21 protein-coding genes and 1 riboswitch are annotated in these 23,378 nt (G+C 52.4%); of the genes, 4 read left to right on the top strand and 17 right to left on the bottom strand.

What is annotated here, in order from left to right; translation table 11 throughout:
- Positions 1-9: 9 nt before the first annotated feature.
- Together MHI45_RS29665 and MHI45_RS29660 are read right to left on the bottom strand one after the other, a co-directional pair.
- Positions 10-2,997, bottom strand: a complete 2,988-nt coding sequence (locus MHI45_RS29665; protein WP_341118449.1) for a carbohydrate binding domain-containing protein — start codon at positions 2,995-2,997, stop codon at positions 10-12.
- Positions 2,998-3,261: 264 nt separating this feature from the next.
- Positions 3,262-4,917 carry a fumarate hydratase gene (locus MHI45_RS29660; protein ID WP_341119132.1) on the bottom strand — a complete coding sequence of 552 codons (1,656 nt, stop codon included), beginning with the start codon at positions 4,915-4,917 and terminating at the stop codon, positions 3,262-3,264.
- A 105-nt stretch (positions 4,918-5,022) separates the two neighbouring features.
- Between MHI45_RS29660 and yfbR the strand changes: the two genes are divergently transcribed.
- Positions 5,023-5,658, top strand: coding sequence for a 5'-deoxynucleotidase (yfbR, locus tag MHI45_RS29655; RefSeq protein WP_341118448.1), 636 nt, complete (start codon positions 5,023-5,025; stop codon positions 5,656-5,658).
- Positions 5,659-5,685: 27 nt separating this feature from the next.
- Here yfbR and thiH read toward each other — a convergent pair whose 3' ends face one another.
- The 5 genes from thiH to MHI45_RS29630 form a co-directional block, all read right to left on the bottom strand.
- The gene (gene thiH / locus MHI45_RS29650; RefSeq protein ID WP_340899464.1) at positions 5,686-6,843 is read right to left on the bottom strand and encodes a 2-iminoacetate synthase ThiH; all 1,158 of its coding nucleotides are present in this window, start codon (positions 6,841-6,843) and stop codon (positions 5,686-5,688) included.
- 29 nt (positions 6,844-6,872) lie between these two features.
- Positions 6,873-7,637 carry a thiazole synthase gene (locus MHI45_RS29645; RefSeq protein ID WP_340899465.1) on the bottom strand — a complete coding sequence of 255 codons (765 nt, stop codon included), beginning with the start codon at positions 7,635-7,637 and terminating at the stop codon, positions 6,873-6,875.
- A 298-nt stretch (positions 7,638-7,935) separates the two neighbouring features.
- The gene (thiS, locus tag MHI45_RS29640; protein WP_341118447.1) at positions 7,936-8,139 is read right to left on the bottom strand and encodes a sulfur carrier protein ThiS; all 204 of its coding nucleotides are present in this window, start codon (positions 8,137-8,139) and stop codon (positions 7,936-7,938) included.
- Positions 8,140-8,190: 51 nt separating this feature from the next.
- Positions 8,191-8,799, bottom strand: a complete 609-nt coding sequence (locus tag MHI45_RS29635) for a thiamine phosphate synthase (protein ID WP_341118446.1) — start codon at positions 8,797-8,799, stop codon at positions 8,191-8,193.
- Between the two features lie 112 nt (positions 8,800-8,911).
- Positions 8,912-9,014: riboswitch (TPP riboswitch) on the bottom strand.
- 148 nt (positions 9,015-9,162) lie between these two features.
- Positions 9,163-10,032 (bottom strand): SDR family oxidoreductase, encoded by an 870-nt coding sequence (locus MHI45_RS29630; RefSeq protein WP_076110654.1) that lies wholly within the window; start codon positions 10,030-10,032, stop codon positions 9,163-9,165.
- A 256-nt stretch (positions 10,033-10,288) separates the two neighbouring features.
- Between MHI45_RS29630 and MHI45_RS29625 the strand changes: the two genes are divergently transcribed.
- Positions 10,289-10,714 carry an NUDIX hydrolase gene (locus MHI45_RS29625; protein ID WP_341118445.1) on the top strand — a complete coding sequence of 142 codons (426 nt, stop codon included), beginning with the start codon at positions 10,289-10,291 and terminating at the stop codon, positions 10,712-10,714.
- Between the two features lie 144 nt (positions 10,715-10,858).
- Here the strand turns inward: MHI45_RS29625 and MHI45_RS29620 are convergent, their stop codons facing one another.
- From MHI45_RS29620 to MHI45_RS29605, 4 genes are all read right to left on the bottom strand, one after another.
- Complete coding sequence (locus MHI45_RS29620) at positions 10,859-11,284, bottom strand: hypothetical protein (RefSeq protein ID WP_038588945.1); 426 nt, start codon at positions 11,282-11,284, stop codon at positions 10,859-10,861.
- Between the two features lie 122 nt (positions 11,285-11,406).
- On the bottom strand, positions 11,407-12,348 hold the full coding sequence (gene mdh / locus MHI45_RS29615) for a malate dehydrogenase (protein WP_076110656.1): 942 nt from the start codon (positions 12,346-12,348) through the stop codon (positions 11,407-11,409).
- A gap of 18 nt (positions 12,349-12,366) precedes the next feature.
- Positions 12,367-13,662: an NADP-dependent isocitrate dehydrogenase gene (gene icd, locus MHI45_RS29610; protein ID WP_076110657.1), complete on the bottom strand. Its 1,296-nt coding sequence runs from the start codon at positions 13,660-13,662 to the stop codon at positions 12,367-12,369.
- Between the two features lie 97 nt (positions 13,663-13,759).
- On the bottom strand, positions 13,760-14,872 hold the full coding sequence (locus MHI45_RS29605) for a citrate/2-methylcitrate synthase (RefSeq protein WP_076110658.1): 1,113 nt from the start codon (positions 14,870-14,872) through the stop codon (positions 13,760-13,762).
- Positions 14,873-15,261: 389 nt separating this feature from the next.
- Here MHI45_RS29605 and ytvI point away from each other — a divergent pair, with 389 nt between their 5' ends.
- Positions 15,262-16,377, top strand: a complete 1,116-nt coding sequence (ytvI, locus tag MHI45_RS29600) for a sporulation integral membrane protein YtvI (protein ID WP_076110659.1) — start codon at positions 15,262-15,264, stop codon at positions 16,375-16,377.
- 156 nt (positions 16,378-16,533) lie between these two features.
- Here ytvI and MHI45_RS29595 read toward each other — a convergent pair whose 3' ends face one another.
- From MHI45_RS29595 to MHI45_RS29585, 3 genes are read right to left on the bottom strand one after another with little or no spacing between them, the layout of a single operon-like run.
- A complete protein-coding gene (locus tag MHI45_RS29595) occupies positions 16,534-16,932 on the bottom strand; it encodes an FxsA family protein (RefSeq protein ID WP_076110660.1) in 399 nt (132 codons plus the stop codon).
- On the bottom strand, positions 16,929-17,468 hold the full coding sequence (locus MHI45_RS29590; RefSeq protein WP_076110661.1) for an acyl-CoA thioesterase: 540 nt from the start codon (positions 17,466-17,468) through the stop codon (positions 16,929-16,931). The genes MHI45_RS29595 and MHI45_RS29590 overlap by 4 nt, the downstream gene beginning before the upstream one ends.
- A 40-nt stretch (positions 17,469-17,508) precedes the next feature.
- On the bottom strand, positions 17,509-18,690 hold the full coding sequence (locus tag MHI45_RS29585) for an MFS transporter (RefSeq protein ID WP_076110662.1): 1,182 nt from the start codon (positions 18,688-18,690) through the stop codon (positions 17,509-17,511).
- 101 nt (positions 18,691-18,791) lie between these two features.
- On the opposite strand from MHI45_RS29585, the gene MHI45_RS29580 reads away from it, so the two are divergent.
- Positions 18,792-19,535: a G1 family glutamic endopeptidase gene (locus tag MHI45_RS29580; RefSeq protein WP_076110663.1), complete on the top strand. Its 744-nt coding sequence runs from the start codon at positions 18,792-18,794 to the stop codon at positions 19,533-19,535.
- A 133-nt stretch (positions 19,536-19,668) separates the two neighbouring features.
- On the opposite strand, the gene pyk is transcribed toward MHI45_RS29580, so the two are convergent.
- The 3 genes from pyk to accD form a co-directional block, all read right to left on the bottom strand.
- On the bottom strand, positions 19,669-21,093 hold the full coding sequence (gene pyk / locus MHI45_RS29575) for a pyruvate kinase (RefSeq protein WP_038588922.1): 1,425 nt from the start codon (positions 21,091-21,093) through the stop codon (positions 19,669-19,671).
- A gap of 331 nt (positions 21,094-21,424) precedes the next feature.
- On the bottom strand, positions 21,425-22,426 hold the full coding sequence (locus MHI45_RS29570; RefSeq protein WP_076110664.1) for an acetyl-CoA carboxylase carboxyltransferase subunit alpha: 1,002 nt from the start codon (positions 22,424-22,426) through the stop codon (positions 21,425-21,427).
- 1 nt (position 22,427) lies between these two features.
- Complete coding sequence (gene accD, locus MHI45_RS29565; protein ID WP_339225824.1) at positions 22,428-23,321, bottom strand: acetyl-CoA carboxylase, carboxyltransferase subunit beta; 894 nt, start codon at positions 23,319-23,321, stop codon at positions 22,428-22,430.
- Positions 23,322-23,378 lie beyond the last annotated feature (57 nt).

Genomic DNA, 23,378 nt, shown 5'->3' with positions numbered 1-23,378 from the left:
TGGCAGCTGTTATTGATCCTTCCAGCGCTGCACGGTCAGCGTGACTGTCTGCGCTCCGCCTGCCGGTGTCAGTGTCCGGTTGGCGATGTCCGTACCGCCTGAGGCGGTTTCTACGGCCGCCCAGCTTCCGCGGGTCAGCTTATACTGCACAGCAGTTCCTGCAGGCAGGCTGAGTGTAATCGAATATACGCCGTCGCTTCCCTTGGTCAGCTGGTAAGCAGGGTCCGCTGCGTTCCAGCTGTTAAAGGAGCCGGTCAGATACACCGGTCCGCTTGCAGGCGTAGTACCCGGAACACTGACCCGGAACGTCACGCTGTCAGCCTGCGGTTCTCCAGCCGACAAGCTGCCGTTCACCAGACTCGAGCTCCCCGCACCAAAGTGATAATTGTTGCCGCCGTTGCTGTCCCATGTGCCGCTGCCATTATTAAAGGCAGCGGTCAGACCCGCCGCATTGCCCAGCGGAATCTCTAGTACTTTATAACCCGCATAGGAGGATGACTCCATCTGCACGCCTGGCGTGGTCGTCCAGGTCGTTGAACCGTCCAGCTTGTAATGGATATAGGAATTGCTGAAAGCTGCATTCTTGTAATAGATCGTCGCCGTATTGCCCACAGGTGTCGCTGTTGGCGTCACCGTTGCTGTTGGCGTTGCTGTTGCAGTCGGCGTTGGTGTTGGCGTCACCGTCGGTGTGGCTGTCGGTGTTGGCGTAGGTGTCACCGTCGGTGTAGCTGTCGGCGTTGGAGTCGGTGTCACCGTTGGTGTAGCTGTCGGCGCCACGGGTCCGCCGGATTGGATATTTCCAGTCGGTGTATAGGTCCAGGTGCCGGTGCCGAAGAAATAATTGCTGCCGCCGTTGCTGTCCCATGTGCTGCTTCCGTTGTTGAAGCAGGCCTCAAGCTGGGTAGCAGCACCGATATTGACCGTTATTTTATTGTAGCCTGCCACTTCTGCTGCCGGTATGGCTACGCCAGGTGCCGTCGTCCAGGTCCCTCCGGCCGGACGGTAATGGATATACGGTGTGGTATAGCCCTGCTTATAGTAGATCGTCACATTGTTCCCCGCAGGTGTAACAACTAGAGCGGCTAAGCTGAATCCCGACAGATTGGATGCAGCATCAAAAGCTTTTATTGTATAAGAATAGCTGGTATTACCCGCTAACCCGTTATCCGTATAAGATGGGGTAGTAGTAGTCCCAACCTTGACACCATTGCGGTAAACCTCATAGCCAGTTACCCCAACGTTGTCCGTTGACGCTGTCCAGCTTACCAGTACACTGGATGCATTTTGCACAGTGGCTGTCACATTGGTTGGCACAGACGGAGGTTCGTTTTCTGAAACAGGCTGTGTTTTGGAGTAGACTTTGGCTGTATTTGCGCCCACAGTTACTGTGATTTGCTTGCCCGTTGCTCCTCCCGCTTGCACTGTCACTTTGTCAGACGTATTGAACTGGTTCAGCAGAACCGTTCCAGCAGTCAGTGTGCTTTCAGCGCGCAGCGGGATAGTGAGGGTCTGCGAACCGTTCGAGGCATTGCTGAATACAGAGATGACCTCCTGGCCGACATTGGCTCCGGTGTCAATGCGGCGCGAGAACGCGTACAGGTTCTGGGCAGACCACATTTCACGCTGGGTGCCGGTGCGCAGAGCCGGGTTATTTTTGCGGATTTCATTCAGCTTGGCGATATGCTTGAAGGTGCTCGCGTCTTCATTAAAATAGTTCTGAATCACATTGCCGCTTGCATCCCGTTTCACCATCGACCAGCGGTTCCAGGTATCGGCGATTCCGCCGGTCATAATCTGGCCGTTGCCGTTGCCCTTATTCTGCTCTGTGCCCTGGAAGACCACCGGGGTTCCGCGTACAGTGAAAATAAAGGACAAAGCATTTTGCAGCTTCTCGACGTTTCCTCCGGCTTCTGTCAGGAAACGGTTGCGGTCATGATTATCTATAAAGGTGACCATATGGTTAGCATTTCCATTGTAAAGGGAATCGAGCGCCAGCGTACTTTTGATATTGGACTCGAAAGACTGACCATAGGCGAAGCTGTTCAGCACGGAGAAAAACAACGGGAAGTCGAGCATTCCCCATTCCTTGTTATTACCCACCCAGCGGGAGACAAATTCGGCATTGCCGTCAAAGTTCTCGCCGAAGGTATTGACGTTCAGCAGATTCTGCAGCTCTCCAATGTCCGTAGGTTTCATCAGCTTGGCTGCATCGACACGGGCGCCGTCTGCCCCTGTATAATCAAACCAGCCCTTGATGGAATTGAACACAGCCTGCTTGGCAGCCGGAACATCGAAATCAATATCATCCAGCCCGCCGAGATCATGATTCTCCAGGTAGTCCTGAGCCCACTGATCATATCTTCCGTCGGCCAGCGACCAGTTGATATCCCCGTTATGATGATACCAGGATGTATTATTAAAAGGGGCAGCTGGCTGCAATGCCGGGATATCATAATAAGCCTGACTGCCGAGCATATAGTCCCCAATATGATTCGGCACAACATCAATAATCACTTTTATTCCCAGAGCATGGGCGCTGTCCACCAGCTCCTTAAGCTTTTCTTTAGTCCCGAAATACGGGTTGGCAGCATTGGGGTTTTTCACGTTGTATCCATGATAAGCCGTGTTTTTCCCTGTACCGTTGTTCTCGCGGTTCGTCATTTGTGGTTCAGCGACCGGAGAAATCCAGATTGCCGTATATCCCATGTTATGAATATAGGGAAGCTTGTCGATAACCCCCTGCCAGTCGCCGCCCTTCATATAACGGAAATCTTCTTCTGAGTTCTCCCCGTAACGGATTGCTGCGCCGGTGGCATTATTGGTTGTATCCCCATCATTAAAGCGGTCAACCATAATCTGATAAATCGTATCATTTTCGGTAACGGTGCCTATGCTGGCGGCTTCAACCTGCGACGGCGGGACCACAAATAAATTCATCGTGATCGAAAGAACAATGGACGTGATTAGAACGGGAATAAGCCATGGTTTACGTTTCATTCTCATCTCCCTCTCATAAAAGCGTTTACAAAACCTGTGTTAGACTGTACATGCATTTCCATCACTTGCCTCACTGCATTGCAATTCGGGAAACCGGTTTCCTTCTAGAAGAAATTACCATGCAAACGTATGCCTTGTCAAGAAATTTAAATTTCTTCGTTTTTTCTCCTTAATTCTTCTGAACATCGGCAAAAAAAGAAGCCTCGCTCCAGAGTGAAAATGAAGGTTGGCTTCTGTTATTGTGGTCTTTATCTTCCTGATAACTTATTTGAACACAGGTTCGCGGAACTGGGCCAGCTTGGCTGCAGAATCCTTCTCCACATCAGCATGCAGGCTGTTGCCGTGCGAATCCATCGTTACGATTGCCGCAAAGCCGTCTACCTGCAAATGCCACATCGCCTCAGGGATTCCGAATTCCATAAAGTCGACTGCATTGACCTTCTTGATACATTCGGCATAATATTGCGCGGCTCCGCCGATAGCGTTGAGATATACGCCGCCATGCTCCTGCAGAGCCTTCAGCGTTTTGGGGCCCATTCCGCCTTTGCCGATCACGGCGCGGATGCCGAATTTCTTAATAATATCCCCTTGGTACGGTTCTTCGCGAATGCTTGTAGTCGGCCCTGCCGCTTTTACATGCCAGCCTTCCTCATCCTTCAGGATGACCGGACCGCAGTGATAAATGACTGCACCGTTCAGATCAACCGGCGTTTCGTGGTCCATCAGGTATTTATGCAGCGCATCGCGGCCGGTATGCATTTCCCCGGACAGGATTACCACATCGCCCACCCGCAGGCTGCGGATATCTTCCTCGCTGATCGGCGTCGTCAGCCGGACCTCGCGCGATCCGCCGGCCGTTGCAGGTTGCCCTGCTCCTTCAGCAGCTTCAGCGGCCGACAAAACAGCCGGAGCCCCTGGAATCGTGGCATCCCCGGGAACGACACCGGACCCGGCAGCACCTGCGGCATGCACAGCTACCGGCTCGGGCGAAGGTACTCCAGCATCATCAACGGAAATCCCCGTGCCGCTCTCATACAGCCATTCCCTGATCTTGCCGGTCGCAGGATCAACCAACACGCCCTGGCGGCGGAAGGCCCAGCAATTATAGGCCACCGAGACGAAGAAGCTCGCCGGAAGCCGGTTCATCACTCCCACCTTGCAGCCCAGCAGCGTGACTTCGCCGCCGAAACCCATCGTGCCGATGCCCAGCTTGTTGGCATTCTCCATAATATATTCTTCCAGCTTGCCCAGATCCTCTACCGGGTTGATATCCTCCACCTTACGGAACAGCTGCTTCTTGGCCAGCTCATAGCCTGTCGTGCGGTCTCCGCCGATGCCCACACCGATGAAGCCCGCACTGCAGCCCTGTCCCTGTGCCTGATAGACGGCATGGAGAATACATTTGCGGATGCCGTCGAGGTCACGGCCAGCTTTGCCCAGTCCTTCCAGCTCTGCCGGAAGGCTGTATTGGATATTTTTGTTCTCGCAGCCGCCGCCCTTCAGGATGAGCCGGACATCCACGCCCTCTTCTTCCCATTGTTCGAAATGGATTACCGGTGTCCCGGCGCCCAGATTGTCTCCGCTGTTCTCGCCGGTAAGCGAATCTACCGAATTGGGACGCAGCTTGCCGTTTTGGGTCGCCCGGACAATGGCGCTGTGTATATCTTTTTTCATTTCTATCTGGTTAACGCCTACAGGTGTATGAATAATAAACGTCGGCATCCCCGTATCCTGACAGATCGGCGATACCTGAAGCTCAGCCATTCCGATATTCTGTGCAATCGTGGTCAAAGCAAGTCCCGAGCGGGTCGCCCTGTCTTCCAGCGCGCGCCCCTTCGCTACCGCCCTGCGCACATCGCCCGGCAAATTTGTGGAGGTCTCTACGATCAGATTATAAATGCTGTCTTCAAAATGCTGCATCTTCATTCAGGACTCCTCTCCATCAGTTCCAGGTTGTCTAAACTCTGTTACAATTAGTTATTATAATATCATATTAATTGGCTCATGAAAGGGGTTACTTAAAAATTGAACTACCATTTTTCAGCCTATTTGTATCGCCTGCAATATATTCAGCGCTGGAGCCTGATGCGCAGCACCGCCCCGGAGAACGTGGCGCAGCATTCATTCCAGGTAGCCCTGCTGGCCCATATGCTGTGCTCGATCGGCAACGCTCATTTCGGGCGGTCGCTAAATGCCGACCGGGCTGCGGTGATGGCGCTGTTCCACGACGCCTCCGAGGTATTCACCGGCGATATCGCTACGCCGGTGAAACATAACAACCCGCGGCTGCTGTCCAGCTTCCGCGACATGGAGCGGGTTGCCGCCGAACGTCTGGCGGCGATGATTCCGCCGGAGCTAAGCGCGGTGTACACGCCGCTCCTGCAGCCGCAGGACAGCCCGCCCGGCTCAGAGGATGCCGGGCTGCTGCGCTATGTCAAAGCAGCGGATGTGCTGGACGCCTACCTGAAATGCGTCTGGGAGGTCGCTGCAGGCAACCGCGAGTTCGCCGCTGCCAAAGAGCAGACCGCGACAAAGCTGCGCATACTGGAACTGCCGGAGATGGATTATTTCCTGGCCCATATGGCTCCAGGGTTTGAAATGTCGCTGGACGAGCTGTCCGCTGGCATGAGCAGTGAACCCGGGGCAGATTCGGCAGATTGAATGCAGCATTTGATCGCTTCCAATTTATTAACGCAGGGAGTCCACCTGATGGTGTGGTGTAATCTTTGGTGAATGGAGCGGCTCTGTCAGGATATCCCAGTCCTTGAATACCGGCTGCAGCCCCTTGGCATACAACATTTCTGTAATTTCATGCACTTTGCGGCCATCCGATATTTCAAACTGCGGGGTTCCGCCTTCAAGGGTATGCCCGCCTACCTCGGTGGATACTCCTGCGGACATTTTAGTGATGCCGAGATGGACCAGATGATCGCGTAAAGCTGCCGGTTCCCGCGTGGACAATGAAATGCCCGCACGGGGCAGAAACAGGCGGTAAGCCAGTATGATCTGCACCAGCGCACGGTCGGTTACATCACTTGCCGGATTGAATTCTCCGAGATACGGGCGAAAACGGGGAATCGACAAGCCGATCTCGCACTCCGGGTACTTGTCCTGCAAGTATCTGGCATGCAGGGCAGTTGCCAGAGCCTCCTGGCGCCAATCGTACATCCCCAGCAGGGCACCAATATTCACGGATCGAAACCCGGCGCGGCAGCCGCGTTCGGGCGCATCCAGACGGTTGCGGTAGACTCTCTTCGGACCCTTCACATGCAGCTTTCGATAAGTCTCCTGATGATAGACCTCCTGATACAAGGTAAGACCGTCTACCCCTGCCACCCTCAGTTCATTGTACTCTTCTGTAGAGAGCGGATTAACCTCAATGCTGACAGAAGAAAAATAGTCACGGAGCACCTTCACACACTCCCTCACATAAGTGGCCGGACTTTCACTCCGGGATTCGCCGGTCAAAATCAGAATGTGGCGCAGGCCTGTGGCGGCGATAGTTTCCGCTTCTTGCCTGACCTCCTCCAGTGTCAATTTTTTGCGCGGAAAGTCATAAATCGAGCTAAAGCTGCAATAAGTGCAATGATTCACGCAAAAATCGGCCAAATACATCGGCGTAAACAGCTGCATCACATGCCCGAAGTGCGTACGTGTCAATCTTTGCGCTTTCTGCGCCATTTCCTCCAGGTAAGGCTCCGCCGCGGGAGACAGCAGTGCCATCAGCCCGTCTTCGTCCAGCTGTTCCAATCGTAGCGCCCGCTTCACATCCACCGCAGTATACTGCTTCCATAAAGTCTCGTAAGGAAGCTGCTCTAACCGAATCACCGTATCAAAAAAGCTCATGCTCTTCCTCCCTTCCTTCTCTGCATTGACTAGAACAAAAAGCCGGTCAGCGGCGAAGAGGCCGTTGCCGCCTCCTCCACCGGCCCCAGTCCGGCCAGATAAGCCTTGCGCCCTGCGGTTACCGCCTCACGGAATGCCTCCGCCATCAGAAGCGGATCACGCGCAGTAGCAATTGCCGTGTTCAGCAGCACGGCGGATGCGCCCATTTCCATTGCCTCAGCAGCCTCGGAAGGTCTGCCAATACCGGCGTCAACAATCACCGGAAGATCCACTTCTGCGATCAGAATCCGCAGCAACTCCTTGGTCTGCAGGCCGCGGTTCGAGCCGATGGGCGCACCCAGCGGCATAACAGCGGCAGCTCCGGCTGCCTTGAGCCGGATAGCTGCGGAAAGATCGGGACTCATATACGGAAGTACAACGAAACCCTCTGCAGCCAATATTTCCGTGGCTTTAACTGTCTCCATATTATCGGGCAGCAAATATTTCTGATCATTAATGACCTCGATCTTCACCCAATTGCCCAGCCCTGCCGCCCTGGCCAGTCTGGCAATACGTACCGCTTCTTCAGCTGTGCGCGCGCCGGAGGTATTGGGCAGCAACGTCATATGGGAGGGAATATGCATAACAATGTTGTCGTCACTCTCCGGATCAACCCGGCGAAGAGCCACCGTAATGACCTGAGAACCCGAGCGTGCAATCACTTCGGGAATAAGGGTATTGCGGCTGTATTTCCCGGTTCCGATAAACAGCCTGCTGGATAAAGGGATTCCGCCGATAACGAAAGAATCTTGCATAAAATCGCCTCCTGAGATAGTGGCCCGCTAAAATGCGGAGCTTCTGTTGCTGATACGCCGAGTTTTTATCTTACCTCTTATGTCTTACGTCTTACGTCTTGCCTTTAACTCTTGCTTACTACATCTTCCCCCCTGCCCTTGCTCCTTGCTTCCTACTTCCTGCTTCCTGCTTCCTGCTTCCTGCTTCTTACCTCTTGCTTCTTGCCTCTTGCCTCTTGCTTCCTACCACTTACCACTCACCTCATACCATTTGCCTCTTGCTTCTTGCTTCTTGCATCCGGCAACACACACTGGCACTTTAGCCCCCGCCGACAAAGTGGACCAGCTCTACGCGGTCACCTTCGCTCAGCAGCGTATCTCCATAAACGTCCTTGCCGACGATCTCACCGTTCAGCTCCACGATAACCAGTCTCCCGGTCCACTCGGACCGGCTTAGCAGATCAGCTACAGTCCGGCAGCTCTCTTCATAGGCCCCGCCTTTTCCATTCACGATCAAATTCATGCTTGCTCACCTCCTTTAACTGGTGCAGGAGCATTATTCATGGCTTCAGACTTAAGGTACGGCCTGAACTGCTGATCTGTAGGCTGTAGCGGCGGCCACAGGATCTCCTGCACTGCATATTCCGGACATTACGGCAATTCCGGAAGCACCCGTTGCCAGAACCTTTCCGGCATTGCCCGGCTCAATTCCGCCTATGGCGATCAGCGGAATGCTGCTGCAGCGGACAGCCTCAGCCAGCTGCTGCAATCCGCGTTCCCGCTGCCCCGGCTTGCAGGCTGAGGGAAACACATGCCCGAACAGGCAGAAGTCCGCTCCCTGCCGGCCGGATTCAGCCGCCTCCTCCGGGGAATGCACCGACCTTCCCAATCGCAGGTCCGGTGCTACGCTGCGCGCTACGGCAGGCGGCAGGCTGTGCCAAGCCAACTGGACCCCGCCCGCCCCTGCGGCCAGAGCAACGTCTATCCGGTCGTTGATCACCAGCTTGGCAGGCGGAACCCCCGCTATGATCAGCTGCTCCGTTAGAGCTATGAGCTCCCGCGCAGACATTGCCTTTTCCCGGAGATGGATATAATCCACTATGAATTGCACAGCCGCAGCCAGCTGAACAAACTGCGCCGGATTCTGCCTTCCATCCGAGATCAAATGTATCTCTTTCAACACGTTCACCTTCTCCTGTTCTTTTGCATTACCGGCAAATACAAAAAAGACCGCCCCCGTAAAGGAGGCAGTCTGGAATATATACAGGAATACCGGGCCATTCAGCCCCGCTGCAGTTATTCGTTCTCCACTTCCCTACGCTGGTATAAACCAGATCAGGTTCAAAGGGTCCGAACGGGTATGTTCGTCTCAGCCTTGCGGCACCCCTAGTGACAAATTCATATTCAATTACGCTTAACGTTTCATATACTAACATATTATTCCTTGAAGAGCCATCCTTTAAAAGAGGCCTGCATCAAAAAGAGCGGAACCCAAGGGTCCGCTCCAGACTCTAATTATTCATAGCAGTGGAATCAGCAACCGCGTTTAGCCGTTTACGACCTCGCCGCCATTCACATGCATTACCTGTCCGCTTACATAAGATGAATCATCGGAAGCCAGATACACATAGGCCGGAGCCAGCTCCTCCGGTTGTCCCGGGCGTTTCATTGGCTGCGTGCCGCCGAATTCACTGACTTTCTTCGCGTCAAAGGTCGACGGAATAAGCGGTGTCCAAATCGGTCCCGGCGCTACGGCATTGACCCGGATGCCTTTGTCCGCCAGATTCATCGACAGCGAACGGGTAAAGCTGAGTATCGCACCTTTGGTGGACGAATAGTCCAGCAGCTGCGGGCTGCCCCGGTAGGCTGTGATCGAAGTCGTGTTGATGATCGTGGACCCTTTTTTCAGGTGAGGCATGGCTGCCTTGGTCAAATAGAACATCGAAAAAATATTCGTGCGGAACGTCCGCTCCAGCTGCTCGGAGGTAATATCCTCAATCTTCTCCTGCGGATGCTGCTCGGCCGCATTATTAATCAGGATGTCCAGCTTGCCGAGTCCTTCCACCGTCTTATTGATCAGATCCTGGCAGAACGCCTCCACGCCAATATCGCCGGCAATCAGAATGCACTTCCGCCCCTCTTGCTCCACCTGGCGTTTAGTCTCTTCGGCATCGGAATGCTCATTGAGGTAGGAAATAACGACATCCGCACCCTCCTTGGCAAAATGAACGGCAACCGCCCGGCCAATACCGCTGTCTCCTCCTGTAATCAGAGCCGCCTTGCCCAGCAGCTTGCCCGCCGCCTTATAGGCTGAAGTCTCGAACTCCGGCAGCGGATTCATTTCACTTTCAATTCCGGGCTGGCGGTCCTGCACCTGCGGAGGTAGTGTTTTTTTGGTTTGCGTGTTGTCTGGCATGATCCATTCTCCTTTCGCTGTGTACCTGTTGGTTACTCATCGTTTTAGGGTTGGCTCAGGGTGCCTGGTTTATGCACCTGCAGATCATCTCTTCATTTGCTTTACGTTATGTTACTTACCACACCTTGGGCGCGGTCAAACTAAAATGTCAGTCGTTTTTGCCGGGGAAGGCGATATACTTTAGAGAGAAAGCACTAATCCAGCAAATGGAGTTGCAGATTTATGCAGACTCTGCGCAGAGGGGAGAGCACGCAATATGGTCAAACACACTCGCAGCATCATCGTTGCTGTCAAAGGAGTTATTGTACATGGAGGCCGGATTCTGCTTGTTCGGCGTGCGGCAAGAGATTCTGTCGGAGCGGGCACCTGGGAATGTGCGGGCGGGAAAATAGAATTCGGAGAAGACCTGGAGGCGGCTCTGGAAAGGGAGATTTACGAGGAGACCGGACTTGCGGTTACTGTCGGCAATCTGCTGTATGCAACCTCGTTTCTAACCGATCCGGCAAGGCAGCTTGTCATTATCACCTATTTGTGCCGGAGCACAGACCATGCAGTACAGCTGTCCGAAGAGCATTCGGATTATAAATGGTGTACCCGGCTCGAGCTTCAACGCCTGCTTCCGGCGGGAATCCTCGCTGAATTTGAGAAAAGCCATGTTTTCTCCCTGAACGAACTGCTGTAAACCGTTGTCTGCGCTGAGCCGTGACACCGGCATGGCGGGGTGGTACCCGATAGACTTGTCCCGAAGTAATGTCTGCACCCAAAAGCCCGCTCTCCTTGCCATTCCGGAGGCGGGCTTTCTGTAGTCTTTCTATGAAGGGAAGTCTTAAATAATGCTGTTGTACACCATAAAAAACACCATTAGCACCAGCGCCACCATGAGCAGCAGGCTTAAGGTACGGATTTTGCCAGTCTCTGCGGATACGTCACGGTTCTCGCGCATGCCGGCTGCGGCAAGACGCAATGGTTTGCTGATGATGCCGCCGAGTGCAAACATCGCAAGCAGCAGAACAACAACCACGATCATCCACGGCACCGAATATTCACCCTTCGTCATCATATAGCCGCCAGTCAGCAGTTGGATGACGAGACCGTACTGGGCGAAGCGGTTGAAGCCGCCGATTGCACTAAGCGTTCCTTCTCTCGCAGGGACGCTCAGCTTCTGGACACGCCCGAGAACAAACGGCAGCACCAGATAAAAGCCCAGCGCCAATGTACCGATCATATGTAGAAAAAACAAAAAGTGACCCATAACATACCTCCTCTATTGTTTTCAGTGATTTTAGTTACACTTCAATTATACATAACCAACAAATAGAAGAAAAGAAAACCCCCATTTTAATTTCTAAAATGGGGGCTCCCGCAGGCTAATGCTCAAATCGTAACTACTGAAGTAACGGCACGTACCGAATCTGCCGACTTATCCAAAGCCGCTTTCTCCTCTGCCGTAAGCTCCAGTTCATATACCTTCTCAATACCGTCCGCACCCAGCAGCGCCGGAATGCCCATGAACAGCCCATCATAGCCGTATTCACCTTCAAGCAGAGCGATTACCGGAATAATCCGCTTCTTGTCCTTCAGGATCGCTTCTGTCATCTGGACCAAGGAAGCCGCTGGCGCATAATAAGCGCTGCCGTTGCCGAGCAGGCTGACAATCTCGCCGCCGCCGACTCGTGTACGCTGTACAATCTCGGCAATACGCTCTGCGGAAATCAGCGTATCAATCGGAATGCCGCCAACGCTGGAGTAGCGTACGAGCGGTACCATATCATCGCCATGTCCACCCAGCACAAAGCCGCGTACATCTTCAACCGAAACGTTAAGCTCTTGGGCGATAAAAGTACAGTAGCGGGCCGTATCCAGCACGCCGGATTGTCCGATTACCCGGTTTTTGGGGAAGCCCAGTGCATTGTAAGCCACATAAGTCATCGCATCTACCGGATTGCTCAATATAATTACGATTGATTCCGGAGCGACACGTTTCACATTTTCGCAGACCGATTTCACAATTCCTGCATTGGTATTCACCAGATCATCGCGGCTCATGCCCGGCTTGCGGGCGATGCCTGCCGTAATAATCACGATATCCGAATCCGCAGCATCCTCATAGCTTGAGGTTCCCGTAATCTGGCTGTCGAACTTCTGCACAGGGCCGGCTTCCAGCATGTCAAGCGCCTTGCCTTTGGTCGGGTTCTCGAGCTGCGGAATATCCAGCAGCACCACGTTGCCGAGTTCCTTCTGGGCAAGCATAAGCGCCGTGGTAGCGCCGGTGAAGCCGGCACCCACGACTGTAATTTTATAACGTTTGATGGCCAAGGGATATCCTCCTACAGGCTACAGATTATTGATAATTTCGTCGGCAAACGCAGAGCATTTCAGCTCTGTTGCGCCTTCCATTTGACGGGCAAAATCATAAGTCACCGTTTTGTTGTTGATCGCGGTGCTCATTCCTTTGTAGATAAGGTCAGCCGCTTCCTGCCAGCCCAAATGCTCCAGCAGCATTACTCCGGAAAGAATGACCGAACCCGGGTTCACAACGTCCTTATCGGCATATTTCGGAGCCGTACCATGTGTTGCTTCAAAGATAGCATGCCCTGTTAAATAGTTGATGTTCGCTCCCGGAGCGATGCCGATGCCGCCGATTTGAGCAGCAAGCGCGTCGGACAAGTAGTCGCCGTTCAAGTTCAGCGTAGCAATCACGTCGAAATCGGTCGGACGGGTCAATACCTGCTGCAGAGCGATGTCGGCAATTGCATCCTTGATGATGATTTTGCCGGCAGCTTCCGCTTCCTTCTGGGCAGCGTTGGCCGCAGCTTCACCATCACGTTCCTTGATGACATCATATTGGTTCCAGGTAAATACTTGGTCGCCGAACTCCTGCTCAGCCACTTCGTAACCCCAGTTCTTAAACGCACCTTCGGTAAATTTCATGATATTGCCCTTATGCACAAGCGTTACGCTCTTCCGTCCATGCTTGATCGCATATTCAACTGCAGCGCGCACGAGGCGCTTCGAGCCTTCGGAAGACACTGGCTTGATGCCGATACCGGAGGTTTCCGGGAAGCGGATTTTGTTCACACCCATTTCCTTCTGCAGGAATTCAATCACTTTCTTGACAGCCTCGGAGCCTTCCTGGTACTCGATACCCGCATAAATGTCTTCTGTATTCTCACGGAAAATAACCATGTCCACCAGCTCCGGATGTTTCACCGGTGAAGGCACGCCATCGAAATAACGCACTGGACGCAAACATACATACAGGTCCAATTCCTGGCGCAACGCCACATTCAAAGAACGGATTCCGCCGCCGATTGGAGTGGTAAGCGGGCCTTTAATAGCTACAATATATTCACGAATGGCTTCCAGCGTATCATTAGGCAGCCATTCACCATATGTATTGAAGGCCTTTTCGCCGGCAAATACTTCATACCAGGCAATTTTCTTTGAACCGCCGTAAGCTTTGGCAACAGCTTCATCAAGCACCCGTTTGGAGGCTTTCCAAATGTCGCGGCCAGTGCCGTCACCCTCAATAAAAGGAATAATCGGATGATTCGGAACCACCAGTTTGCCGTCTTCAATCGTGATTTGTTCGCCTTCTGTCGGCAGATCGTATTTTTCTAGTTTCAACATTTGTGGGGAATCCTCCTAAAAAGTTTAGTTTAGTTTGGTTAGTCACTTGCGTACATTCATTCTACTAGAGGGGTGGAGCGGCCCGCAAGGGCCGCCTTTATCTCTCGTCAACGGGAACGTATTTCTGTTCGGACATCCCTGTGTATTCAGCACGCGGGCGGATGATCCGGTTGTCTACATATTGCTCCAGAATATGCGCTGTCCATCCCGAAGCGCGGCTAATGGCAAAAATCGGCGTAAACAACTCCCGCTCAATGCCAAGCTGTGTGTATACCGAAGCCGAGTAGAAATCCACGTTTGGCTTCAGTCCCTTCTGCCCGGTGATCAGCTCCTCAATCTTGACGGACATATCGTAGAGTGTAGTGTCATTCTTCATGGTGCCCAGCTCGTGGGACATCTTCATCAGATGTTTGGCACGCGGATCCCCATTCTTATAGACACGGTGTCCGAAGCCCATAATTTTCTCACGGCGCTCCAGCTTCCCGCGAATATAGGGCTCCACTGCATCCAGACTGCCGATCTCCTCCAGCATCTTCATTACGGCCTCATTCGCTCCGCCATGCAGCGGACCCTTAAGGGCACCAATCGCAGACGTCACACCGGAATACATATCGGAGAGAGTAGCCACAGTCACGCGGCCGGCAAATGTGGAGGCATTCAGCTCATGGTCCGCATGCAGCACCAGTGCAGCATCCAGTGCCTTGACGGATACGACATCCGGCTGTTTGCCCCATAGCATATAGAGAAAATTCTCTGCGATGGACAAGCCTTCTTTGGGTGCAATGGGCTCCAGACCTTTGCGGATACGCGCCAGCGCAGCCACTATGGTCGGAATCTGCGCCTGAAGCTTCACTGCTTTGATTTCATTCGCTTCACGGCTCATGTCATCCGCCGCTTCATCATAGAGCGCGAGACTTGATACGGCGGAGCGCAGGGCAGCCATCGTGTTCGCTTCTTTGGGATACAGCTTCATTTGTGCAATGACCTGCTCCGGAATCGGTGCAAATGCGCTGAGATCACGTCGCAGAGCCTGCAGCTCAGGCGTAGTAGGCAAATTGCCAAACCACAGCAAATAAGCGGTTTCTTCAAAGGTGGCATTCTCCGCAAGATCATCAATATCAAATCCGCGGTAAGTGAGGACGCCATCCACAATCGAGCTGATTGAAGAAGTTGTGGCGACGATGCCTTCCAGGCCTTTAGTAGCTGTCATAGTATATCTCTCCTTTGCGAACAAGGGTATAAAATCCATTTCTAACATCGTGAAAACATTTACATTTTAAAGGTTTAAAAACATAAAAAGAAGGCGATAAGACATCCTTAAAGATTGCAACCAACTTTCAGGGTAGAACCTTTAATAATCATACCGGATTTTGACGGTTATGTGAACAACGTGGAAGCTTTGACACGCATCAAATGATTTTATCGGAGAGATAGAAAAAAACTTCCGATCTTCCTGTTTCATGATTGCGCTTTCAGGTTATAGAGTCTGCCCTGTTTTCATGCTTTATGACTTTTGATAGTCTGTAAAATCAATCTATGAATATACATAAGACGAGCAGTTATTTTCATACGGAAGCAGCAATAGTGGAGGGATGAACGATGGACACGCTAGTGTTAAAAAGAGTGCTGCGCGGCCTTTGGGTCGTTCTCGCCGCTACGGGGCTGATGCTGGCCATCTATGTATTGCTTCCGCTCCTCTATCCGCTCCTCCTGGCCTGGCTGCTCGCCTATATCATTCATCCGCTCGTAGTGATCCTGAAAGGCTTTAAGCTTCCGGGCTGGCTCGCCGTCTCGCTCTCGCTGCTGTTCTATATCGGAGGTACGGCCCTTGTACTGACTGCACTGATTACCCGGCTGGTGAAAGAGCTGATTGTGCTGCTGCAGACCTTAGATCTCCATACCGACCAATGGCGGGAGCTGCTGCTGTCGCTGGGCCGCAATGCCAGCATTCAGAATATTATTAACCAAATCAACCAGTTTTACCACGACAACCCGGACTATCATGCCACTATCGACAGCAACATCAGCCGGACTACCGAAACCGTGGGCCACGCCATGACCCAGTTGATCACCGGTTTTTTCAATATGATTCTGAAGCTGATTTCCGCGCTGCCAAGCATGGGAACCATCCTGATTGTGATCGTGCTGGCCGCCTTTTTCCTCAGCACCGGCTGGGATCGCCATAATGCAAAATTAACTTCATTGCTGCCGGCGCCTCTGCTTAGACCGGTCTCCGAGATTTGGAGTGATTTGCGCAAAGCGCTGTCCGGCTATCTGCGGGCCCAGTTAGTGCTGATTTCCGTTACCGGGGTTATCGTCATTATCGGGCTCCTGCTGCTGGGCGTAGACTCCGCCTTTGCCATCGGTCTGACGGTCGGCATCGTTGATTTGGTCCCTTACCTTGGCGTCGGTGTTATATTGCTCCCTTGGGCGCTGTACTCCTATATGACCGGCAACCTGGCTCTGGCCATCGGATTGCTGGTGCTCTATGGGATCATTCTCGTGACCCGCCAGGTGCTTGAGCCCAAGGTGCTCGCAAGCAGCATCGGGCTGGACCCGCTTACCCTGCTGGTCGGCATGTTCGCCGGTCTGCAGCTGTTCGGCATGCTCGGTCTTCTACTGGGTCCTGTTATTCTGGTCATCCTTGACGCCTTCCACCGTGCCGGTGTGTTCCGGGCGCTGCACAGCTATATTGTGAGCGGACGTCTGCATTAGTCCAACTAGGTGTATGGAGTACTGCGGGAACTGTAAAGCAGTCCCTTATAACGAAACAGAGCGGAAGCCGTCTAAGTAGACGGCTTCCGCTCTGTTTCGTTTCCTAGGTTCATGCTATTCGTCTGGTACACAAAGCAGCGCATAGACAGGTTTCGGTTACCTGCGGTAAAAGGTGAAGGTGCCATTTTTCATTTTCTTCTCAATCCATCTAAGCAGAAAAACCCGGTACAGCGGCCGGGTCAGCGGAAACACCAAAGAAAAGCCGATTATATCCGTTACAAAGCCCGGCAGAATCAGCAGCAGGCCGCCGAAAAAAATGCACAAGCCGTCCAGCATCGTCCGTCCGGGCACTTTGCCTTCCTGCATTTGTATTTTGCTGTCCTGCAGTACCTTTTTGCCTTCGAACCGCATCATAAGCAGTCCGATCACTGAAGTAGCCAGAATGAGCAGCAGCGTTTTGGGCGCTCCAAGATAACCAGCGACATAGATGAACCCGAATAATTCCACGGCCGGGATAATAAACAAGGCAGCCCACAGCCATTTGTTCCTGATCATACTGCTCCTCCTTCTTCTTCCCTGAGCGCCCCGGTTATCGCTTGATACAGCTCCGGCAGCGCCCGATCCAGCCTTACCGGCTTCCAGTCCTTGTTCAGCCAGACATGACTGGTAGAACCGCTAACCAGAAGTTCACCCGGAAGAGTCTGGGCAGCAGTCAGCGCGGAAAGCTCTCCGTGTTCCGAAGAACCTTCGCCGCCACTTTCCCCATCCTCCTCAATCCGGCGCACCTCATATTCATACACAACTCTCAAAGCTGAAAAAACCTTAAGCCGCGCATACACGGCGATAAGATCATCATATCGCGCCGGACTTTTAAATTGCAAATCTGCCGCAGTCACAGGAAGAAGCACTCCCATGTTCTCCAGCGAACGGTAGGCGAAGCCGAGCTCGCGGAACATCTCGGTGCGCCCGCTCTCGAACCAGCTTAAATAATTGGCGTGGTACACCACACCCATTTGATCGGTTTCCTGGTAACGCACGCGGAAAGCCGTGCTGTGCCAGCGGCTGGAAAGCACCCGATTACGTGATTCCATAACATATGCTCCTTTCTGTATTAACTTGCGGAAGCGGCAGCTAGACGCCAACTCCGCCCGAGGACATCGTCTTCGGAACGCTGCTCCTTGAGCTTCTGGCTACATAGAAGAGCAGAACTGCCCCGACGGCAGAACTTATCATGCAAGACACATTCATCAGCCCGACACCGCCCTGACTAAGCAGAAATCCATTCAGCAAATTGCCCAGAATCCCCGCAAAACCGGAAAATACGATATTGAAGACACTTTGGCCTGTTGCCTGCATCTCGGATGAGGTAATCTGCGACACATATTCAACAGCAGCAATATAAAAGAGCCCGAATGACAGACCGTGCAGCACCTGCACGCCGATCATCACCGAAGGATGGGGAAAGGCCACCTGAATCCCCCAGCGCAGCACATAGATCAGCGCACCCAGCAGCAGCGTGCGCTCCCGTCCCAGCTTACGGATGACTTTCGAGGCATACAGCATGGAGGGCACGTTGGTCACAGAGGCAAGGAAAAGCGCAATTCCGGCATACCCGGTGGAGCCGCCGACAGATTGGAAGGCCACCACAAAATAGGTGCCGAAAGCTGTCATCGTCTGATTCACCAGGAAGCTGCCCCCTAGAAAAGCCAGGAAGATGCGGTTGCCGAGCAGTTTTTTGACCCCTTGAGCCAGCGATTGGCTCATCATATGATTCTCTTCCGCCTGTCTGGGCAGGGTCAGGGCAAAAATGACGGCAACTGAATTTAAGAGCAGGAACGGGAGCCATATCGTAGAGACTGAAAATCTCTCAACATACTGGCCACCGGCATAGGCCCCTACAGCCGCTCCTATGCTCATCATCAGCCGGATGCTGCCATAGGTGGATCCGGCCCTGTTTGCCGCTGCAATGGCGTAAGAATCGGCGATAGGGGCCTGTGTGGACGAGAAGATCGTGGACACCGTGTATACCATCAGAAGAACAATGAAATATTCCGAACGGTAGAATACGGCCAGCACTGCCGGTACAGCCACACTTAGAATAAGTACAAGACGCGCCTGGTTATACCTGTCAGAGATAAGACCCCATACAGGCTGAATACATATGGCAATAAGTGTTCCCACCGCCATCATCATACCAATTTGGCTGACATCCATTCCGTTATACTTCAGCAACAGCGTCAGATAGGAACCAAACGAGCCGCCGGCAAGTCCCAGGAAGAGATAAAAGCCGCGCAGCTTCAGTAGTTTTTCCATTTGTGCTATATTTCCTCTCCAATCCTTTTTAACAGAATACCCAACCTTTGCAAGACTTCGCCGCATTAAATAGAGCAGAACCTAATAGAGGCGGTGAACAAGTGAGCACAGTTTATAAATTAAAGCGCGGTCGGCCTTGTCTCACGGACAAAACCAACAAGGGTAGAGCTCAAAGCACGGGCTTCGGCTGGACCTCCAGCAACTGGAGCGGATATGCCATCACAGGCAAAAAAGGAGCCTTCCGGGGGATCTCCGGCGAGTGGGTTGTCCCCTATGTCAAGCCCACTTCCAAAGCCAGCTATTCCTCGGCCTGGATCGGAATCGACGGCTTCAAAAACAGCAATCTGATTCAGACCGGCACCGCACATGAGTCTATAAATGGAGTCGTCCGCTACTATCCCTGGTGGGAAATACTGCCGGCAATGGAGACGGTTATTCCTCTCCCGGTCTCTCCCGGAGACCGCATGCGGGCAACGATCGCCAAGATCAGCCGCGGCAAATGGCGCATAACCCTGCGGAATCTCAGCAAGAACTGGATTTTCCGCACCATACAGCATTACACAGGCCCGCAGTCCTCCGCTGAATGGATCATGGAAGCCCCTCAAGTCGGCGGAACTATAGGCGCGCTTGCCCGGGTAACACCCACACGGTTCAGCCGCTGCACGATCAACGGCAAAAGCCCTAAGCTCACTCCAGCCGATGGAGGCATTATGGTACAGAACAAAACCGCAGTTGCCGTCCCTTCAAGCCCCAATTCCGCCGGAGATACTTTTGTAGTTAAACGTGTATATCATAAGGGCTCGCCTCTCGTTAACACAAGAAACCCCATTCTCATACGTTCCTAGTGTTCATTTTGCCCGAAACTCTCAATCCAATATATACATTTGACCCTCGTATATCAAGCAAAAAAAAGCAATGGTGGAATCCACCATTGCTTTTTATGAATAGAACAATCTGCGTTATAGAAGACTCCTAAGCTTAGTCAGCTGGAATGGTGTCTACTTTCACCAGGTTTGTGGAACCGGAACGTCCCAGTGGGATACCCGCTGTAATTACAACAAGATCGCCTGCTTTAACCAGACCGGAATCTTTACCGCCTTTAAGGGCAGTTTGCAGCAATTCGTCTGTCGAAGTAGCTTCTTTACCGAATACAGGAGTTACGCCCCATACGAGAGCCAATTGACGCATAGTTCTTTCTTGAGTAGTTACGGCAATAATTTGCGATTTAGGACGGTATTTGGAAACCACGCGTGCAGTGTGGCCAGTTACAGTCGAAGAAATGATAGCTTTAGCGTTCAGGTCCAGAGCGGAAATCGCTACGGATTGGCTGATGGCTTCAGTAACCGTTGTTTCTTGAGCAATTTGTTGCTTCATGAAGATTTCACGGTGGTTCAGGGCAGATTCAGCTTTCTCAGCAATGCGGGACATTGTGAGAACGGATTCTACCGGATATTTCCCGGCAGCAGTTTCACCGGACAGCATGATTGCATCTGTTCCGTCGAAGATAGCGTTCGCTACGTCACTCGCTTCAGCGCGGGTAGGACGCGGGTTGCGCTGCATGGAATCCAGCATTTGTGTAGCTGTGATTACCGGTTTGCCAGCGATGTTACATTTTTCGATCATCAGCTTTTGAGCCAAAGGCACATCTTCAGCAGGGATTTCCACACCAAGGTCGCCGCGGGCAACCATCAGGCCGTCGGAAGCTGCCAAAATTTCATCAAGGTTGTCAACACCTTGTTGGTTTTCGATTTTGGAGATGATTTGAATATGGGAAGCATTGTGCTTCTCAAGCAGTGCACGGATTTCCAGAACGTCGCTAGCTTTGCGAACGAAGGAAGCGGCGATAAAATCGATGTCCTGTCCGATCCCAAAAACGATATCGTTGGTGTCTTTTTCCGTAATACCCGGCAGGGAGATGGCAACTCCTGGTACGTTAACGCCTTTCTTGCTCTTGATCGTACCGCCGTTAACAATACGGGTCTTGATTTCTGTGCCTTGAATGTCGACAACGGTAAGTCCGATAAGGCCGTCATCGATCAGGATGGTCGAGCCTACTTGAACATCATTAGGCAGGTCGCTGTAAGTGATGGAAATACGGTTTTGGTCGCCAAGGATCTCTTCCGTAGTCAATGTCAGATACTCGTCCTGAACCAGTTCAATCGGTTCTACTTCCAGCTTGCCTGTGCGAATCTCCGGTCCTTTGGTGTCGAGCAGGATGGCAACAGTTTTGCCCAGTTCTTTAGATGCCTGACGGATCGTTTTGATCCGGTTGCCGTGCTCTTCAAAATCGCCGTGGGAGAAGTTCAGACGGGCCACATTCATACCAGCCAAGATCAATTTTTTGATATTCTCCAACGATTCACTAGCAGGACCGATCGTACATACAATTTTACTTTTCCGCATTAGGTTTTCCTCCGTTTTTTCGTTCTCTCTGTCTCACTTTTTCCAACTACAAAATCTACTATAAGGCTCTCTGTTTGTATAGGAACTTTATCACATGTACCTTTTACTGCGCCCTAATGAATATTACTGCAACTTGGACACAAAATCAATGTTATAGCCTTCTTTTGCTGTAAATTTAAGTCGAATACATGAAGTTTTAGGGCAAAATAAAAATAACCCTGCGAATGCCGCAGGATTATTTCAATGGTAATAAATGTTTATTCAGGCCAGTCCATATTTTGGACCTGCTGATAGGACTATATGTCTGAAAGTGCAAATGAAACAGAGAGTATTACTCCACGTTCTGCACTTCTTCTTCCGGGTTAACGGCTTCCTGCTGGGCTTCGGAAAACTCGCCAATTTTGCGGAATTTGCGGTAGCGGTCTTCTTTAAGTTCCGCAAAATCAAGGCTGGACAGCTCCTGCAAATGGCGCCATATGACATCCTTGAGCGCAGCGGCAGTAGACTCGTAATCACGGTGTGCGCCGCCCCGCGGTTCAGGAACAATTTCCTCAATCACTTCCATCTCCAGCAGATCGGCGGCGGTGATCTTCATCGCTTCTGCGGCTTGTTCCGCCTTCGAGGCATCCTTCCAGAGAATGGACGCCGCGCCGTTCGGGGAGATCGCTGAATAGATGGCATGCTCCAGCATCAGAACACGGTTGCCTACAGCCATCGCCAACGCTCCTCCGCTTCCGCCTTCACCAATGATGATGCAGATGACCGGCACGCCAAGCTGAGACATCTCATACAGGCTGCTGGCAATCGCTTCGGACTGGCCTCTCTCCTCCGCCGTATTGCCGGGGTAAGCCCCTTTGGTATCGACAAAGGTAACGATTGGACGGCCAAACTTCTCCGCCTGCTTCATCAGGCGGATCGCCTTGCGGAAGCCTTCGGGATGCGCGCTGCCGAAGAAACGCAGAATGTTCTCCTTCGTATCCTTGCCGCGCTGCTGGCCGATCACGGTAACCGGGACGCCGTTCAGCTTGCCGATTCCGCCTACTACAGCCAGATCATCGCCGTACAGACGGTCGCCGTGCAGCTCAATAAAATCAGTAAAGATCAGCCCTATAAGATCAAGCGAAGTCGGACGTCCGTGATGCCGGGCCAGATGCATCTTCTGTGAAGCAGAAATATCGGTATAAATTTCTTCCTCAAGTACGCGGTAACGTTCCTCAAGCCGGGCGATCTCATCGCTGAAATCAATGCCCTTCTCTTCACCGAACTGCTTCAGTTCGGCGATCTTCTTGCGCATTTCTACCAGAGGCATTTCAAAAGGCAACTCTCCCGCCAACCTAAAAGCCCCCTTTCACGTCGTGCAAATCCAAAAGCTTGGTTAGCGTGGACCGTAATTCCTTGCGGTGTACGACCAGATCAAGCTGACCATGCTGAAGGTTGAATTCAGCAGTCTGGAAATCATCCGGAAGCTTCTGGCGAATGGTCTGCTCAATGACGATTCTTCCGGCAAAACCGAATACTGCTCCAGGCTCGGCAATAATAATATCGCCAAGACTGGCAAAACTGGCGGAAACTCCGCCCGTTGTCGGGTCCGTAATGACAGAGATATAGAGCCCTCCGGCTTCGCCAAACCGGGCCAGCGCTGCGCTTGTCTTCGCCATCTGCATCAGACTAAGAATACTCTCCTGCATCCGGGCTCCGCCCGAAGTCGAAAAGATCAGCATCGGGAGCTTCTTCTCCGTAGCTTCTTCTACAGCCCGGGTAATCTTCTCTCCTACAACCGAACCCATACTGCCGGTGAAGAACTCAAAATTCATCACGGCAACAATCACCGGATGACCGCCAATGGTTCCCTGGCCTGTAAGCACGGCTTCAACCTGTCCAGTTTTGGACTGCTGCTGTTCCAGCTTGGAAGCATAGCCCGGAAACTGCAGCGGGTCTACGGATGCCATTTCACTGTCGAACTCGATAAAGCCTTCCGGATCAAGGATCATTGCGATCCGTTCCGACGCGTTTAGCCGCATATGATAACCGCATGAAGGGCATACTTTCAGATTCTTCTCCAGCTCCTTGCTGTACTGGATCGTTCCGCATTTGCTGCATTTGCTCATTAAGCCCTCGGGAATCTCCCGTTTGGGGCGTTCGCCTTCTACCGGTCCGCCGCTCCGCTCCAGACGTTCTGAAGGAATAGTCGCGTACTTCCGTTTTTTCTGAAATAAATCTTTGAACAAGGGTCGCACCTCTTCAGCCGTTTATTTGCGCATATAGCAGCTTGCCGCTGTCTTGAA

It is taken from the genome of Paenibacillus sp. FSL H3-0321 (assembly GCF_038002865.1).
Lineage (GTDB): Bacteria > Bacillota > Bacilli > Paenibacillales > Paenibacillaceae > Paenibacillus_AQ.
This window is presented reverse-complemented; position numbering and strand designations above follow the sequence as displayed.

Coding starts and splice junctions, on each gene's coding strand:
- MHI45_RS29665 (WP_341118449.1), bottom strand. CDS start 2,997: ATGAAACGTAAACCATGGCTTATTCCCGTTCTAATCACGTCCATTGTT.
- MHI45_RS29660 (WP_341119132.1), bottom strand. CDS start 4,917: ATGCAGCATTTTGAAGACAGCATTTATAATCTGATCGTAGAGACCTCC.
- thiH (WP_340899464.1), bottom strand. CDS start 6,843: ATGAGCTTTTTTGATACGGTGATTCGGTTAGAGCAGCTTCCTTACGAG.
- MHI45_RS29645 (WP_340899465.1), bottom strand. CDS start 7,637: ATGCAAGATTCTTTCGTTATCGGCGGAATCCCTTTATCCAGCAGGCTG.
- thiS (WP_341118447.1), bottom strand. CDS start 8,139: ATGAATTTGATCGTGAATGGAAAAGGCGGGGCCTATGAAGAGAGCTGC.
- MHI45_RS29630 (WP_076110654.1), bottom strand. CDS start 10,032: ATGCCAGACAACACGCAAACCAAAAAAACACTACCTCCGCAGGTGCAG.
- MHI45_RS29625 (WP_341118445.1), top strand. CDS start 10,289: ATGGTCAAACACACTCGCAGCATCATCGTTGCTGTCAAAGGAGTTATT.
- MHI45_RS29620 (WP_038588945.1), bottom strand. CDS start 11,284: ATGGGTCACTTTTTGTTTTTTCTACATATGATCGGTACATTGGCGCTG.
- icd (WP_076110657.1), bottom strand. CDS start 13,662: ATGTTGAAACTAGAAAAATACGATCTGCCGACAGAAGGCGAACAAATC.
- MHI45_RS29605 (WP_076110658.1), bottom strand. CDS start 14,872: ATGACAGCTACTAAAGGCCTGGAAGGCATCGTCGCCACAACTTCTTCA.
- ytvI (WP_076110659.1), top strand. CDS start 15,262: ATGGACACGCTAGTGTTAAAAAGAGTGCTGCGCGGCCTTTGGGTCGTT.
- MHI45_RS29595 (WP_076110660.1), bottom strand. CDS start 16,932: ATGATCAGGAACAAATGGCTGTGGGCTGCCTTGTTTATTATCCCGGCC.
- MHI45_RS29590 (WP_076110661.1), bottom strand. CDS start 17,468: ATGGAATCACGTAATCGGGTGCTTTCCAGCCGCTGGCACAGCACGGCT.
- MHI45_RS29585 (WP_076110662.1), bottom strand. CDS start 18,690: ATGGAAAAACTACTGAAGCTGCGCGGCTTTTATCTCTTCCTGGGACTT.
- pyk (WP_038588922.1), bottom strand. CDS start 21,093: ATGCGGAAAAGTAAAATTGTATGTACGATCGGTCCTGCTAGTGAATCG.